Raw genomic sequence first — 17708 nt, 5'->3', positions numbered from 1 at the left:
TTTATTAGCCTTGGCATTTCCGACTCCATAAGGGAATGCAAGTTTTTATTTGCGATAATTTGTAAATTTTTTATTTTTAATTACTAGAAAAATGATTATCAGAGTTTTACTGCGTTTCCAGCATAAAATAACCTATCGCCTTCTTCGCGTTCTTAGCGGTTCGTTAAAAAAAATTAGACGTTCTTCAAGCCGGAAGAGAACAATACAGTTTTTTCTTATCTTTACATTTATACTGGGGATGGCAGGGTGTAATTTTTTTGGTATCAATTCAAGTAAAGAACAACTTCCAGCAGTTTCGTCAATCACACCACCAAAATTACCAGACTGGATTGAACAAATTAGTCCCATTGGAGATGCAAAAGCTCTCAATCAAATCCGCATCCGTTTTAAAGAAGCTTTAATCCCAGTTGAAAGTCTTGATAGTCCAGAACAGCAAAAAATATTACAAAAATTTGCCCTTTGGCCGCCTTTACCCGGTCAATTTCGCTTTTTAACACCGCGTATGGTGGGATTTCAAGCTGATAAAGCCTTGCCAATAGCGACACGATTTCAAGTCACTCTTAAAGCAGGTTTAGCTGATTTAAAAAATCATCGCCTAGACAAAGATTTACCTTGGACTTTCAATACCGAATCTATCAATCTGACTAATTTACCCGGTGTTAATCCTATTGAAAAGGCTGATATCGAGCCAATTGATTTACAACAGAAGTTACAGTTTACTTCCAATGTTGAATTGGATTTAGCTTCTGTACAAGAACATTTACAATTAAGTCCCGAAGGTAAAAATAAAGGTATAAGTTTTAAACTTGAATTAAACAAAGAAGAAAAAGCATTAAAAAATGAAGAAGACCCTTTAGAAAAGTTTGACCCTTCAGCACGCAATTGGATTTATAATCTTATCCCACAGCAAAATCTGAAAAAAGCAACCAGTTATCGCCTGGTATTTTCTCCCGGAATCCGTCCTGCTTATGGCAATCTACCTACAGCGAAAGAATTTGCCACTAAGTTAGCAACTTATTCGCCTTTGGCATTTCAGAAAATTAACTTTTATGGACAGCCAGATTCAGGGGGAACTTTTGGAAGATTTGTTAAAGGTAGTCCACAGCTAGAATTTAATAATGTCTTATTGCCAGATTCAGCTAAAGAAAATATTACTATTAATCCAGCACCAAAAGAGATTTCGAGAATTCTACAAGTTAATGATGAAGATAAAATTGTCGGCATAAATCCTTATGCGCTAGAACCTGCCAAGACTTATACAATTACTATCGGTGAAAATCTCAAAGATAAGTTTGGGCAAACTTTGGGTAAACCCGTCACACTTAAATATGATACTGGAGATTTAGCTGGCGATATCTGGGTACCATCAGATTTGAATATTTTCCCCACAAGCAAAGATTTACAGCTAAATATTAGTACCGGAAATCTGCCAGAATCTAAATATAAAGCCGCTTATCGAGTAGTTCAACCAACAGATTTAGTTTATTTTAATAATAGTAGTGATTTATTACCACAACCTGCTGATTGGCAAAGCTTCAAGGTATCGGGTAATAAAAATCAATCAGTTGATATTGCTGTTCCTTTGCGAGAAAAAATAAACTCGACTACGGGAATGTTAGCTTATGGAGTTCAAGCCCGCACTAATAAATATCAGGATAATGGTAAGGAACTGTGGCGCGAACCTACGACTTATGGCTTAGTTGAATTGACAAATTTGGGCGTATTTACTCAGTGGTTTCCTGAGTCAGGCTTAATTCGCGTCAATCATCTTACAGATGGTTCGCCAGCGAAAGCGGCTGCTGTTGAAATTTATCAATCAAAATTACAAGCAAAATCTCGCCCCAAACCTTTACCTTGTGCAATAGGTAAAACTGATGAAAATGGAATTTTTAGAATTGCTCGTGAAGGATTACAGCAATGTTATTCTGGGAATGAAAGCTCTAGTAAATCACCACAGTTATTAGTAATTGCGCGTGAAAATCAAGATTGGGCATTCGCTAGAACTGAAGAATATAGCGGTGTTTATGGCTACGGTATTGATGCGGGTTGGCAAGATAGTAAGCCAGAATCACGCGGGGTAATTTTCTCGGATAGACAGTTGTATCAACCAGGTGAAAAAGCTTGGTTGACTGGTTTTGCAGACTATTTACAAAATGGTGCGATTCAGCAAGATAAAAATGCTGCTTACCAATTAACTTTGGTAAATCCCGATGGGCAAAAAATCAGCTTAGGTACGCAAACTACAAATGAATTTGGCAGTTTTTCTCTGGAACTGCCAATCAAAACTACTCAGCGCTTAGGCTACTATACAATCCAGGCGAAAGGTAAAAATGGACAAGAAATTTCTGGAGAATTTCGGGTAGCTGAGTTTAAGCCACCCAACTTTAAAGTCGACCTCAACTTAGATAAAGAATTTGCTCTCATTGATGAGAAAGTTAATATTAATGCTACAAGCAATTATTTGTTTGGTGCGCCTGTAGAAGGTGGAGAAGCAAAATACTTTATCACTCGCCAACAGGCTGATTTTGTGCCTAAAGGTTGGGAGGAATTTACTTTTGGTAGGCAATGGTTATGGCCAGAGGAAACGCCTACTATATCTAGTGATGTATTGCAAACTAATGCCCAACTAGATGCTAATGGTAAAAGTAGTCAAACTGTGAATGTGGCAAATGATTTACCATATCCGATGACTTACCAGGTGGATGTGCAAGTTGCAGATGTTTCTAATCTTTCTGTAGCGAATTCCAAAACATTTACAGCCTTACCGAGTAATCGCCTCATCGGGTTAAAAAGTAATTTTATCGCTGATGCTGGTAAGCCTTTCCCTATTGAAGTGATTGTTACTGACCCTACAGGAAAACCAATCACAGGTCAACGGGTGCGCCTGGAATTACAACAGATTAAATACAGTAGCGTCACGCAGCTGGTAGAAGGTAGCCGAACTCCCAAAAATCAAGTTGAATATAAAACAGTGGGACAAGCAGAAATTACATCTGCAAGTAATCCGCAATCAGTAAGTTTAACGGCACCGGAATCCGCTTCATATCGGATTAGAGTTAATTTTAGCGATGCCAAAAGCGAGTTAAGTGCCACAGATTTACAAATTTGGGCAACTGGAGAAAATCCGGTATTTTGGGGTTCTAAAGAAGAAGATGTTTTAGAAGTTAAATTAGATAAAAAAGAGTTTAAACCTGGTGAAACTGCTACTGTATTAATTCAATCTCCCTATCCAGATGCAGAATTATACTTTGCTGTGATTAAAGATAAACCTCTTTATCAGCAAATTGTCAAAGTTCAGGGAGGCGCACCACAAATTCAGTTTCAAGTTACACCAGAAATGTTGCCAAATGCAGCCATTGAAGCTGTCTTAGTAAGACAAGGTAAACCCATCAATCAAGTGGAAGCGGGAAGTTTAGATAACTTGGTGAAGATTGGTTTTGCACCTTTTAAAGTTAATTTAGAAGAGAAGTATTTAAAACTGCAAGTTAAGCCAGTGCAAGCATCATTAGAACCTGGTGCAGAAGAAACAGTACAACTAGAATTGAAGGACAATCAAGGAAACCCCACCAAAGGACAGTTTACAGTCATGGTGGTAAACGAGGCGGTGTTACAACTTTCTGGTTATCGTCCGCCAGATTTGGTAGATACAGTTTATGCAGAACAGCCAATTTCTACCCGCTTTAACGATAATCGCGCAGATGTCATATTACAAGCACAAGATGTAGCTAAACCTAAAGGTTGGGGTTATGGCGGTGGTTTCTCAACTGGTGCAGCCAATACTCGCACTCGCACCGATTTTCAAGCCTTAGCTTACTACAACGGTTCTGTTGTCACCGATGCAAATGGGAATGCACAGATAACCTTTAAATTACCAGATGACTTAACTACATGGCGAGTGATGGCTGTGGCCACCGATGGAAATCTGCGTTTCGGGAATGGGGAGGCGACCTTTATCAGCACCAAGCCACTGCTAACTAATGCCATCTTGCCACAATTTGCCCGTCCAGGCGATCGCATCCTCGCTGGTTTATCTGTAACTAACAACACTGGGAATACAGGAAATCTTTCAATTAATGGCGAACTTAGCGGTACTGTGAAGTTTGCTGACAAAAACTCCACAGCGACTTCTTTGCAAACCAAAGCTGAATCTGCAACTCATGCTTATCGCTTTCCAATGGTGGCGGATAGAGTGGGAACTGGTAAAGTTCGCTTTACGACTCAGCTAAATGGTACAGCCGCAGATGCTTTTGAAGTACCTTTGGAAATTAAGCCAATTGAAATTACAGAACAAGTCGTTGAATCTGGTGTCACTGAAAAACAGGTGAAGATTCCCCTAAATGTTGATAAAAATACCTTCCCTGATGCGGGAGGTTTAGATATTCAGTTGGCGAGTACTTTGATTCCAGAAATTAAAGCACCAGCAAAACAAGTTTTAGAAGATGATGATTTACCATTCACAGAACCGGCAGCCAGTCAGTTAATAATTGCAGCAAATCTGCAAATTCTTGCCCAAAAATATGGTCAGAACTTTGTAGAATTTAATCCTAGCCAACAAGCAAGTCAAGCAATTGAAAAATTACAAAAACTCCAAATAGCCGACGGTGGTTTTGCTACTTTTCCCGGACAAGAAAAATCCGACCCTTGGGTTTCTTCCTATACGGCTGAATCTTTGGCTAAAACAAGTCAGGTGTTCCCTAATTTAGTTGATTCTGCAATGCTGTCTCGCCTGAAAGCTTATTTACAAAAAGTTCTGGCGAACCCTGGAGAATATGAGTTTTGCAAACAACTACTCTGTAAAAGGCAACTGCAACTTAATGCTTTAATCTCTTTAGCAGAATTGGAAGACAAACGCAATACTTTCCTCGCAGATATTTATGAACAACGCAATAACTTTGATGTAGCAACTCAAATTAAACTAGCGCGATACTTATCTCAATTCCCAGAATGGCAAGATGAATCTCAACAATTAGTAAACAAACTGCAACAGAATATCTATGAAACTGGTCGCACAGCAGTTGTAAGTTTACCCAGCAGTTGGGGATGGATGAGTTCATCTACCACGACGCAAGCGCAAGCTTTACGATTATTTATTGTCAAACAAAGTAAACCCGAAGTTATAGATAAGTTATTTCAAAGTCTGCTAGCATTGCGACGGGATGGTACATGGCAAACCAACTATAATAATGCTCAAGCTTTAACAGCTTTGGTAGATTATAGTCAACTGCAACCCACACCACCTAATTTTATTGCCACAGTGGATTTAGCTGGTAATAAGTTAGGAGAAAATCGCTTTGAAGGCTACAAAAATCCCAGTTTACAGCTAAATGTGCCGATAAATAAATTACCTCGTGGGCGTAATGATTTAACCCTGCAAAAATCAGGTAATGGCACTTTGCACTATTTGGTTGCTTATAATTATCGCTTGCAAGGTAATCAAGCAGGCAGGTTTAATGGGTTACGCATAATACGAGAAATTAGTCAAGTAAATAAAGAGAAAGTTTTGCAAAAAACAGGTCTTTATGCTTTCGATAAACCCTTGACTTTAGCCTCTGGACAGGTTTTTGATATTGGTTTAGAAATCATCGCCGATCATCCGGTGGATCATTTGGTGATTAAAGATCCGCTACCATCAGGATTTGAGGCGGTAGATGCAAGTTTTCAAACTGCTACAGCTGCATTACAAGCAAAAGCCGATAGCTGGGAACTTGGGTTTAAGAATGTGTACCGCGATCGCATTATCGCCTATGCCGACCACCTAGAACCAGGTGTTTATAGCCTGCATTACTTAGTCCGTTCTGTTACTCCTGGTACATTTTCTTGGCCTGGTGCCCAAGTTCACTTGCAATATGCACCAGAAGAATTTGGGCGCACTGCTGAATCTATATTAATACTTGAGGATGGGAAGTAATTATTGATACCATATTTAGATACAACAAATCTAAAAATCTTTCCAAGTATATACTCAAATTTTAGCTAGGGTAGAACGCTTAACTAGCCGATTTGGTTTTTTTGAGCGCAGGAAAGGCTCATATAAGACCCTTTCTTAACAAGCGTACTTAAGTAAAGTCTACGTTTATTACATAGATATGTTGAAGTTAAAGTAAAAACAATAACAGTAAATTAGCTGGTTACAATTTAGCGTTAGCCTCAATACGATATAACACAATACACCTAAAACCCTGATGTAGAGGCGAGATTTCTCGTGTCTTCAAAGACCAATTATCTACACACTCTTAACTAAACCTGCAACATCACAAATTAGACATTATTTGCTATTCAAATAGTGGGTTTTGAGCTAATGACTATCAAAAAAACTTTGGTAATTGAACAACCAAAGCTTGAGCAGATTATACTTCCCACAACAAAGTCGGAAAGTTACTTCTGCTTGAATATTAAACATTGAAATTCGTGAAAATCAGCACAATTCAAAATGCAACAAGTACTAGCACTGATTGAACAAAAAAAACAAGAATTTGCTCAAGTGCCATTGTTTAAATTTATGCAAGATCAAAGTATAAATCCCAGACAAAGGTTAGCTTGGGCACCATGTGCTGCTCATTTTATTATGAATTTTGGAGAACTGAATAAGTATTTTTTGCGGGTAGAACCAACAAACGATCCAATTCAGACATTAATTAACAAGCATACTTATGAAGATGACCATCATTGGCTGTGGTTTCTGGAAGATTTGAAGAACCTAGGATTTGACAAATCAGTGAATTTTAGTGAAGCATTAAAATTTCTTTGGAGTGAAGAAACTAAGAATGCTCGCTGTTTAAATTATCAACTCTATCGATATACTTCACAAGCTACTCCTATTCAGAAAATCATAGTTATTGAAGTTACTGAATCAACGGGTAACATCATGTTTTCAACGGCATCAGAGATTGGCAAAGAAATTAAAGTAATTACCCAAAAACCATGCCGATACTTTGCAGATTTCCATCTGAATGTTGAAACTGGTCACATGACAAGTCTATCTGGAATAGAGCAACTTTTACAAGATATTCAACTATCAGAAGAAAGTCGGCAAGAAGCTTTTGAATTAGTTGAGAACTTATTTACAGCTTTCACGCAATTTACAAATGAGCTTTTGGTATATGCTAAAACACATCAAATTGAGCAAGAATTGAAAGCTGCATAAATTCTTGAGAAAGCTTTTTTAACTTGACCTCCCTGCCTACTTAATTTTAGACTCAAAGAGGAACTTTAACTATGTCGCAAAATCTACAAAATATTGTAATTGTTGGTGGTGGAACCGCAGGTTGGATGACAGCAGCTTATTTGAGCAAAGCACTAGATAAAAATATTAATATTACTCTAGTGGAATCATCTAACATCACCAAAATTGGAGTTGGAGAAGCAACTTTTAGTACCATCAAAGTATTCTTTGATTTTCTTGGGCTACAAGAACATGAATGGATGCCAAAGTGTAATGCTACATATAAAATGGCAATTAAATTTGTCAACTGGAATGCGAAGGGCCAACACTTCTACCATCCTTTCCAGAGATATGAGGTAATTGACGGCTTTGATATCTCTGAATGGTGGCTGAAAATGAAGAAAGACCAAGAAGCATTTGATTATGCCTGCTTTCTAACTCCCTGGCTGTGCGACCATCAACTATCTCCGAGATATTTAGATGGTAAAGTCTTCGATCGCAAAGTTCAAAATGAATTTTCTCAAGAGGATATCGTCAAGAAAAATATACTGGATAAGTTAAACATTCAGTACCCCTATGCCTATCATTTTGATGCGAATCTACTCGCAAGATTCATGAAAGATTATGCAATGGAAAGGGGAGTGAAGCAAATTGTTGATGATGTGGTGGATATTAAGTTAACTGAGGATGGGAGCATAGATAGTCTCATAACCAAAGAGTATGGCATTCTCAGTGGCGACCTTTTCATTGACTGTACTGGTTTCCGTGGTCTTTTGATTAACAAAGCGCTTGGTGAGCCATTCATTTCTTATTCAGATTCACTGTTGTGCGATCGCGCGATCGCAATGCAGATACCAACTGATATAAAAAAAGATGGCATCAAACCTTACACTACAGCGACTGCGCTTTCGTCTGGTTGGGTCTGGAATATACCTTTGTATGGCAGAGATGGTACAGGGTATGTTTATTCGAGTGCATTCATTTCTGCTGAGGACGCAGAACAGGAATTTCGTCAGCATTTGGGAGCCGCTGCTGATAATCGTCAGGTCTCTCATATCAAGATGCGGATTGGACGTAACAGAAACTCATGGGTGAAAAACTGTGTAGCAATTGGGCTTTCCAGTGGATTTGTGGAACCACTAGAATCTACTGGCATCTTCTTCATTCAACATGGAATTGAAGAGTTAGTTAGCCACTTTCCCAGCAAATCTTTCAATCAAGAGCTAATTCACAGCTATAACAAAGTTATTGCTGACTGCATAGATGGTGTGCGAGAATTTCTGACACTTCATTACTATGCTAGCGATCGCACCGACACAGAGTTCTGGAAAGCAACCAAGAACAATATCAAAGTTCCAGAAGAACTACAGGAAAAATTAAGATTATGGAAAAAGAGACTGCCAAGCAATAAGACTATCAACCTGAAATACCACGGCTTCGAGTCTTACTCTTATTCGGTAATGTTGCTGGGGCTAAATTACATACCCGAAAGCAGTCTTCCGATTTTTGAACATATCGGAAATCACAATGCTGAGGCTGCATTTGTGGAAATTAGGGAAAGAGCCAACTACCTAACTTCAACCTTGCCATCTCAATATGAATACTTAACTCATGTAATTAAGTCACAAGAACAGTCGGAGTATCTGAGCGTTAGCGATCGGGCATATCAGATTCCTACACTAGTTTCATAATTTAGGAGAACCCAAGATGACGGTGAAACAAGTATGCGTGATTGGGGCTGGAGTCAGCGGATTAGTCTCAGCAAAGACGTTTCTTGAGGAAGGTTACGAAGTTACATTGTTCGAGAAACGGCAGGGACTTGGTGGTGTGTGGGAAAGATCGAGAACTTACCCAGGACTGTCAATCCAAAATCCCAGAGACACCTATGCTTTCTCAGACTATCCTATGCCTGGGTCCTATCCAGAATGGCCTTCAGGAGAGCAAATATGCGCTTACCTTGAATCCTATGCCCGACACTTTGGTGTAGTAGAAAAAATTCAGTTCGGTGCGAAAGTAACTAAAGTGGAGCACAAATCAGAAAATACTCCTGGATGGATGGTTAGTGTTAACTTTCAAGAAGATGGTAAAGAGATCAGAAAACAAAATTACGAGTTCGACTTTGTAATTGTGTGCAATGGCACTTATGATATTCCCTACATTCCTAACTTGCCGGGGATGGAAGAGTTCATTGCCGCCGGAGGTCAGGTAATACATACTAACAACTTTAATGACGGCTCTGTCATTGAGGGCAAGCGAGTGGTTGTTGTCGGTTTTGGCAAGTCAGCCACCGATCTGGCGAATCTTGCAGCTAGCAAGGCCAAAGAATGTACCCTTGTGTTCCGTCAAGCACTGTGGAAAGTTCCCAACTTCTTTCTCGGTCTGTTGAACATCAAGTATATTTTCCTGACTCGGTTTGCAGAAACTTGGATGCCCTATCATAAACTTCAAGGATGGGAAAAGTGGCTGCATAGTTTTGGGAAGCCACTGGTGTGGGCATTCTGGCGCCTAAATGAGACTATACTGCGCTTACAGTTTCCCCTTGATGCTTGTGGAATGGTGCCCAAACAACCGATGAACAAATTAATTGGTTGTAGTATCGGCTTAGTGCCTAAAGGCTTTTTTGAGCATGTACGCGCGGGTAAAATTCGTGCTGTGAAGACAAAGATCAACAAGTTTTTTCCTAGTGGCGTCGAATTGGATAACGGCGAGCAAATACAGGCAGATGTTGTTGTCTTTGGCACAGGTTTTCTTCAGGATATCCCCTTTTTAGAAGAGAAGTACCGCAGACACGTATTTGATGAGGAAGGCACTATCCATCTTTACCGCCATCTTATTCACCCTCATGTTCCACAGATGGGTTTTGTTGGTTATAACTATACTTTCTGTGCCCAGTTATCAGCAGAGATTGGTGCTAGGTGGTTATCAGAGTATGTCAAAGGAAATATACTTTTACCATCCCCGCAACAGATGTTAGAGGATGTAACAGCAGAGTTGGAATGGAGGAAGAAAGATAGACCTTATGCTTTTGTCAGTGGAGCATGTGTAACTCCTTTTACATTCCATTACATTGATGAGTTGCTTCAGGATATGGGTTTGAGTAGCCGCCGTCAACCAGGAAACTTGGTTGGGGAGTTCCTGATGCCAATAGATCCATCTGCTTACAAGCATCTGGGTAAGGAATTACAGGTAAAACAAAAACAACATCCATCTCTTAATGATTTTGCGATCGCACCAAGTGTAGAGGTGACAAGAGTTCGTTGATATCTTCTTAATACGGTTCGCTGAATTTCTCAAACAAATCCTATGCTAAATTTACGTGAGTCTCCGTTGGAGACTCACGTAAATTTTCCAGTATCGGTAGCTTGTCTCACTGTTGCATGGGAATCTCAATCACAAACTCAGTTCCCTTTCCCGGAGTCGATTCACAGCTTAACTGACCTTTATGTTTGTCCACTACCACTTGATAACTAATTGACAACCCCAACCCCGTACCACTTCCTACTGCCTTAGTGGTAAAAAATGGATCAAATATTTTCTGCATCACCTGTGCAGTCATACCATAACCGTTATCAGCAATCCGAATCTTCAACGTGTTTACTTCTCCTAGTTCAGTACGAATACGAATTTGAGGATTTTTGCTGGGAGAATCTTCTTTATTCTTGTAGTCCTCTAAAGCATCGATCGCATTACTTAAAATATTCATAAACACTTGGTTGAGTTGACCAGCATAGCAAATAACATCCGGCAGTTGCGCGTATTCTTTAAAGACTTGAATTTCCGGGCAATCGCTCTTTTCCTTGAGTCGGTGCTGCAAAATCATTAGGGTACTGTCGATGCCTTCATGAATATTTACAGGCTTCATTTCTGATTCATCTAGACGAGAGAAGTTACGTAAGCTCAGAATAATAGTTCGGATACGGGAACTTCCCACCTTCATCGAATCAAGAACTCTTGGGAGGTCTTCTCTCAGGAATTCTATATCCATTTCCCCAATTTTTTGCTCCACTATTGCTGAGGGATGGGGATATTGTTGCTGATAAATATTAATCAAATCTAGCAATTGTTGAACATAGTCACTGGCGTGGCTGATATTACCATGAATAAAATTGATAGGGTTATTAATTTCATGGGCAATTCCCGCCACCATTTGCCCTAATGAAGACATTTTCTCACTTTGAATTAATTTACTTTGTGTACTTTGTAATTCTTCTAGAGCTTCTTGCAGATGCTGATTTTTTTCATTAAGTTCTGCTGTTCTTACTACCACCTTTTCCTCTAGTATATGACTGTAGTCCTCCAATTGTTCATTCGCTTCAGCCAAATTATTGTAGAGAATGGCATTTTCTAAAGAGATTGAAGCTTGGATAGTTAAGAGCTTGAGAACTTCTAAGCGATCGCGTGTAAATGCTCCTGTAGTTAAATTATTTTCTAGATAAATCAGCCCCAGCAATTTACCTTGATTAAGCATTGGAATACATAATATGCTTTTTGGCTCCTCACGCTTAATATAACTATCTACTGCAAAATAAGCTTTCTCTTTAATGTCATCAATTACTAATATTTCTTGGGTTCGTTTGACATAATTAATCAAAGAAATAGGAACAAGATCGCTAGACTCGAAAGGAATAGATAAAAACTCTGTGTGAGTATCTCTAAAAGTGGAAGCAGAACTAATTGCAGCAATAGTTAAGTCTAAGTTATTAGCTTCACTCAATATCAGCACACATTTAGAAGCTCCTGCATTCTCCATCACAACTTCCATTAAAGTAGAAAGAAGTGCCTCCAATTTAATCTCTCCAGACACTGCTTGAGAAGCTTTAATCACAGTTCCCAAATCTAACATATCTGAAATACTAGTGTTGGAGCCTATGACAGTTTCATTAGTCACCAGAGTAGATTTATTACTAAGTGTAGATAGGTGTAAACTCAGTTCAGGTAGATTATTTTCACTGTAAGAATAGCTAAGTCCTTCTTTCTGAATTATGGGGAGAAGTAATTGAGGATAGCGCTTTTGTAAGTCATAAACTTTGGCTAATGCTCCCCAGCGAACATAGGAATAGTAGGCATCAGTGAGGTAGAGTTGGGCGATCTTTTGTTTACCCCATTTGAGATAAAATGTAGCCGCTAATTCACAAGCTAGAGCTTCTTCGTTAATGTACTCATTTTCTTTGCTAAGGGAAATAGCACATTCATAATTATCTATCGCTTCAAGATATTGACCAAGAACTCGATGCCGCTCTGCTTCTACTAAATAAAATTTATGCAGATGATTCATGGGAGCCTGTTCTGCCCAGTTTTGCATTTTTTTCTGATTTTCGGTTACTCTATGAAGGACTTCTTTTTGTTCACATTCATCGAAATCAGAATATGCTGCTAGATGCGTCAATGAATCATAAAAATAAAATTGAGCAGTCACAAACATGCCGACACCAGCAGATAAGTACTTTTCTGCCATGACTGTATTTTTAAGAGCTTGAGGGTAATCAGCCAGCAGATAAGATATGTGAAGTTTGCAGAAATATAAGAAAAAAAGCGCTACTCCATCTTTAGCTTTAAGATGAAGTGGTAACATTTTATCTTCATCATAGACTTCACCGATTAAACTGTGCGGATTTTGAACATCTCCTATAAGATTCAAGATTGTCTGACGGAATATTTCATTCCAATAAAATACTCTTTCTTGCTTTATTTGCTTAATAGTCTTGCTATATATTTCTATATCTTGCTCAAGTTTTATTAGTTCTTGTCCTGTAAAGTATGCATGTTGAGAGTAACCATAAAGAGCATAAGCTGCAAATTCCATATCTCCTACTTCAAGATTAGTAGTATAAGCCTCAAGTAAAGGTTTCAATGTTTCCTTTAAATGCTCTTTCCAATGTCTGACAAGATGATTAAATGTTTCCATAACCTTGCCAGTTACTTCTTTTGTTTGGAAATTAGGCAACAAACTATCAGCTAGTTTGCCAAATTTATATCCAGAATCAATGTCTCCTATTACCCCACACAACATTACTCCATACATGACATACGCAAAAGCAGACAAAGGAGAATTACCATATTTGATTGATAAATTGATCTGTTTCAGAATAATAAACAGTAATAATTCTGGTGCAACTGTATAAGCAAGACCAATTGTACTTGATAGAATACGCATGATTATCAGTGGTTGCGCTTCTGTAATTTCCGGCAGTTCAATTAAGTCTTGAATCGATCTATTAACCAATTTTGCAGATGTTGCCTCTATTGCTAACTGAATATCTGATTGGCTGGGATTTGTAGGAAACTCTACTCCCAAAATTTTAAAAAATGTTTTTGCAATATGGACAGCTTCCAGTTCTTTTCCTTGTGCACCATAAGACTGTATTTCAACTTCATAAGCTTTGACTCGATCTAGTGGAGTTTTTGCTTTCACCAACACAACCTGGGCACATTTTTCTGTATATTCAAAGTCACCACTGAGATATGCTGCTTCTGCTGCTGTATTATACAAAGCTAAGGTGATATTATATTTAGTTTCCCAACTATCATCTGCTAGTAGCTCAATTCCAGTAGTTAAATACTTAAGTGCCGATGAATAAGCTGTTGATACTAAAGCTTTACGTCCAGCAATTAGATTCATTTCAGCTAACTCATAACGTTTAGCTTGATGGCTGATAAATTCAGCTGCAATATTGAAATGATTGACAAGCTCAAAAATATTTTCTTCCCGTTCAGCAACTGGGGTATTCTTCAAGAGAAGTAGCCCGATTCTTAAGTGCATTTGCTTGATTTGGTCTTTGAAAATTAGAGAATAAGCTGCTTGCTGAACTCTATCATGTACGAATTTATATCTGGTTAGTTGGGAATTATTTGTTGAGAAATTTTCTGATTCTCTAGTCGAAAAGCTGAAAAGGTTTCTATCATTTTCTAGTGCAAAATTATAACCATCTTTCTGAGGAATAATCAATCCTTCAAGTAATGCTTGCCATAAATCAGATGCAGTATCTATTACAGATTTTTCATTAACAAGTGATAATGTTTTTAAGTCAAACTCATTACCAATACAAGCAGCTATTTTCAATACATTTTGTACATTTTGGGGCAATTTTTCTATTTGTATACCCATAAACTCTACTACATCATCTGTAAGAGATAAAGTTTTAATTTTGGTAATATCGTACTTCCAATGACCAGCATCAAAATTTAATTCAATTAATCCATCATCATATAATAACTTGAGAAATTGAGATGCAAAGAAGGGATTTCCTTTAGTTTTGAGAAATACCATTTGAGTCAGAGGTATAGCAATTGTTTCTGAACAACGCAGCGTATCAGAAATTAGATGATTTAAATCAATCTGACTTAAAGGTAAGAGCTTAATTGTATTAATTACTCTTCCTGTATTGACAATTTCTTGTAGTGTTAAATGTAGCGGATGTAGATTTGAAACTTCATTATCTCTATAAGCACCAATTAGTAGTAAACTACTTTTCTTTTCAGATAGATTCTCTGTATCCTTAGCAAACCGAGAAGAAGTTCCATCCATTAATAATTGAATAAACTTCAAGGAAGCCGTATCAGCCCATTGCAAATCATCTAGAAAGATGACTAGAGGATGATCTTTAGTAGAGAATACTTGGATAAATCTCTGGAATAATAAATTGAAGCGATTTTGAGCAGCGCTACCAGTAAGTTCCGCAGATGCAGGTTGTTTGCCAATAATTATTTCAAGTTCAGGAATTACATTAATGATTACCTGAGATTGCGTACTCAATGCCGATAAGATTTTGGTTTTCCACTGTTGAATTTGGGCATCTGTTTCGGATAGGATTTGCTCAATTAAATCCCGCAAAGCTTGCACCAATCCTGACAAGGGGATGTCACGTTGGAATTGGTCAAATTTTCCTTTGATGAAGTAACTACGCTGTCTAGCAATAGGTTTTTGGACTTCGTTGACCACAGCCGTTTTACCAATCCCTGAGTAACCAGAGACTAAAATCATTTCCGTGCTTCCCTTTGTTACCCGGTCAAAAGTAGCAAGTAGAATTTCAATCTCTCTTTGACGACCATAAAGTTTTTCAGGAATGGCAAAATGATTTGAGATATCCCGACTACCTAATTCAAAGACTGTAATATTTTGTTTCTCTGTCCATTGGTTTTGGCATCTCTCCAAGTCATACCTAAGTCCATGAGCACTCTGATATCGGTCTTCGGCATTTTTTGCCATCAGCTTGCTGATAATATCAGATAAAATTGTGGGAATATTGGAGTTGATATAGCTGGCTTTTGGCGGTTCTTTGGCAATGTGAGAGTAGACTAACTCCATCGGGTCAGTTGTACTGAAGGGTAACTGCCCTGTTAGGAGTTCAAAGAAGGTAACACCCAAGGAATAAAAGTCAGTACGGTAGTCTATACCTCGATTCATGCGTCCTGTTTGTTCAGGGGAAATATAAGCTAGAGTACCTTCTAGGACGTTGGGATTTGTGAGAAATTGAATTTCTTTTGGTAATAGAGTAGCAATACTAAAGTCGATGATCCTAGTTTTACCTGTTATCGGATGAATCAAAATATTAGCAGGTTTAATATCTTTGTGAATGATGCGATGGTGATGTAGCTGTTCCAAAGTTGCACTAATTTCAATGGCAATATTTAAAAACTCGCTCAATGAAACAGAATTATTTCCTTTTTTATTCTCTTCTTGCTGCCAGAGATTAAGGGCTATACTTCCATAATCTTTCATTACTATAATATATCTATTGTCATGTTTTTCTAGGCTTATTGGTTTGACTATGCCTGGAATTTCAATATTTTTGGTAATAGCATATTGATTATGAAACTGATTAATTTCAGCAAAACTAGGCTCGGCACTACGCATCAATTTTAAAATAACTAATTGCTGATCTTTTTCTCTTATAGCTCGATAAACTAAGGTTTTCTTACCTGAATACAATTGCTTAATAATGCGATAGCCAAGTATAAGAAATAGTTTGTCTGATTCTATTAACATTGTATCTAGTTATGATAATTTTCTTTCTATTGTTTAGTATACCCAGGAGATAGTTACTGCTATCAGTGAACAGGGCGATTTTGTGATATAGTAAAAATTAAGTCTCTTAATCACCAACTAACAGCAGATTTTAGGTATAGCGGATATTTATTTTGCTGTATGTAGAGCTAGAGAATATACTTGCAATTATTCATGCTCTTAGCAAAATACATTTTGCGAACTATACCGCGTATAACAAGGCAAGAATTTACGTAAGTTATAACAAAATTACCAAAGCGATCGCACTTATAACTTTAACTATTCAATTTTTAAGACTTCACTACTACCCATTGCGTCACAGCCGCCATTGCTCGCCAACCTAAAAATTTACCAATAGGTTCCGCCCGCTGAATGGCAATACGAGTTAAATTGCCACCGACTCGCTCATGCCATTGAAATAAAGTTTGCTCACCCTCTACCGTGACAACATTTGCTACTAAACGTCCACCCGGCCGCAGTGCTTCCCAGCAAATATCAAAAAGTCCCGTTGCTGTCACCCCACCACCAATAAAAATTGCATCTGGTGCTGGCAAATCTTTCAGAGTATGGGGCGCTTTACCTTCAATGATTTGCAGATTTGGAGTACCGAGAGTGGTGGCGTTGTCAGCAATATATAGTAGTCTAGAGGAATTTTGTTCAATCGCGATCGCTCGACACCGAGGATGACTCCGCATCCATTCAATTGAAATTGAGCCGCAACCCGCGCCCACATCCCATAATAATTCTCCCGGTGTGGGTGCTAAAGCTGCTAGGGTGATTGCCCTAACTTCACGCTTCGTTAACTGTCCATCGTGGTGGTAGGCGTTATCTGGTAATCCTGGTAATCTTGGTAATGGGATAACCCCAGCATCAGCAATACAATTAACTGCGATCGCATTCAACACTGCAACTTCAGTTTCATTCCAGGATGCAGCCATACCTTCCACAATTCTTTCATTAGTACCGCCCATACGCTCCAATACAGTGATTTTACTGCTACTATAGCCGCGATTTGTTAAAATTTGAGCAACGAGCGCTGGTGTGTCTTTGCCCTCACTCAAAATCAACAGCCGCGCTCCCGGATAAATGTAAGACTGGAGTAGGGAGGATGGACGACTATTCAAACTCAAGGTTTCCACCTCAGTTAAAGACCATCCCACCCTGGCACAGGCGAGGCTGAAGGCTGAAGGTGCAGGGATAATTGTCATTTCAGAGACGGGAATTCGCCGCATCAAGGTGACACCAATGCCGTAACACATCGGATCGCCGCTTGCGAGTACGCAGATTGACTGACCCCGGCGTTGGATAATTTCCTCTACTGAAGCACTAATGGGAGATGTCCAGACGAGTTTCTCACGTTGGTCATCTGGAGGAAGCATCGATAAATGGCGATCGCCTCCGACAATTACTTTAGCTCGAGCGATTAGAGAACGAGCGATCGCGCTTAACCCCTCTAATCCATCTTCCCCAATGCCAACAATAGAAAGCCATTTCTGTATCATGCTAATTCATGATTAATTAATTACTTTATAATCTTGTTGA

6 protein-coding genes are annotated in these 17708 nt (G+C 38.6%); 4 read left to right on the top strand and 2 right to left on the bottom strand.

Annotated features, from left to right (window positions below):
- The first annotated feature begins 238 nt into the window (after positions 1–238).
- The 4 genes from HWQ43_RS26315 (at position 239) to HWQ43_RS26300 (ending at position 10423) form a co-directional block, all read left to right on the top strand.
- Positions 239–5908 carry an alpha-2-macroglobulin gene (locus HWQ43_RS26315; RefSeq protein ID WP_292739147.1) on the top strand — a complete coding sequence of 1890 codons (5670 nt, stop codon included), beginning with the start codon at positions 239–241 and terminating at the stop codon, positions 5906–5908.
- Positions 5909–6430: 522 nt separating this feature from the next.
- The gene (locus tag HWQ43_RS26310) at positions 6431–7144 is read left to right on the top strand and encodes a hypothetical protein (RefSeq protein WP_292739145.1); all 714 of its coding nucleotides are present in this window, start codon (positions 6431–6433) and stop codon (positions 7142–7144) included.
- 71 nt (positions 7145–7215) lie between these two features.
- Positions 7216–8853 (top strand): tryptophan halogenase family protein, encoded by a 1638-nt coding sequence (locus HWQ43_RS26305; RefSeq protein WP_292739143.1) that lies wholly within the window; start codon positions 7216–7218, stop codon positions 8851–8853.
- Between the two features lie 16 nt (positions 8854–8869).
- Entirely contained in the window at positions 8870–10423 is a 1554-nt protein-coding gene (locus tag HWQ43_RS26300) for an NAD(P)/FAD-dependent oxidoreductase (protein ID WP_292739142.1), read from the top strand.
- A gap of 106 nt (positions 10424–10529) precedes the next feature.
- Here HWQ43_RS26300 and HWQ43_RS26295 read toward each other — a convergent pair whose 3' ends face one another.
- The gene (locus HWQ43_RS26295; RefSeq protein WP_292739140.1) at positions 10530–16148 is read right to left on the bottom strand and encodes an ATP-binding sensor histidine kinase; all 5619 of its coding nucleotides are present in this window, start codon (positions 16146–16148) and stop codon (positions 10530–10532) included.
- A 308-nt stretch (positions 16149–16456) separates the two neighbouring features.
- Positions 16457–17668: a precorrin-6y C5,15-methyltransferase (decarboxylating) subunit CbiE gene (cbiE, locus tag HWQ43_RS26290; RefSeq protein WP_292739138.1), complete on the bottom strand. Its 1212-nt coding sequence runs from the start codon at positions 17666–17668 to the stop codon at positions 16457–16459.
- Positions 17669–17708 lie beyond the last annotated feature (40 nt).

This window comes from Nostoc sp. JL31 (assembly GCF_017114965.1).
GTDB lineage: Bacteria > Cyanobacteriota > Cyanobacteriia > Cyanobacteriales > Nostocaceae > Nostoc > Nostoc punctiforme_A.
Note: the sequence above shows the minus strand (reverse complement) of the source record. Positions and strands in the feature narration are given on the sequence as shown.

What these genes read in the sequence shown, in the direction of transcription:
- HWQ43_RS26305 (WP_292739143.1), top strand. Translation starts at nt 7,216, where the DNA reads ATGTCGCAAAATCTACAAAATATTGTAATTGTTGGTGGTGGAACCGCA.
- HWQ43_RS26295 (WP_292739140.1), bottom strand. Translation starts at nt 16,148, where the DNA reads ATGTTAATAGAATCAGACAAACTATTTCTTATACTTGGCTATCGCATT.
- HWQ43_RS26300 (WP_292739142.1), top strand. Translation starts at nt 8,870, where the DNA reads ATGACGGTGAAACAAGTATGCGTGATTGGGGCTGGAGTCAGCGGATTA.
- HWQ43_RS26310 (WP_292739145.1), top strand. Translation starts at nt 6,431, where the DNA reads ATGCAACAAGTACTAGCACTGATTGAACAAAAAAAACAAGAATTTGCT.
- HWQ43_RS26315 (WP_292739147.1), top strand. Translation starts at nt 239, where the DNA reads ATGGCAGGGTGTAATTTTTTTGGTATCAATTCAAGTAAAGAACAACTT.
- cbiE (WP_292739138.1), bottom strand. Translation starts at nt 17,668, where the DNA reads ATGATACAGAAATGGCTTTCTATTGTTGGCATTGGGGAAGATGGATTA.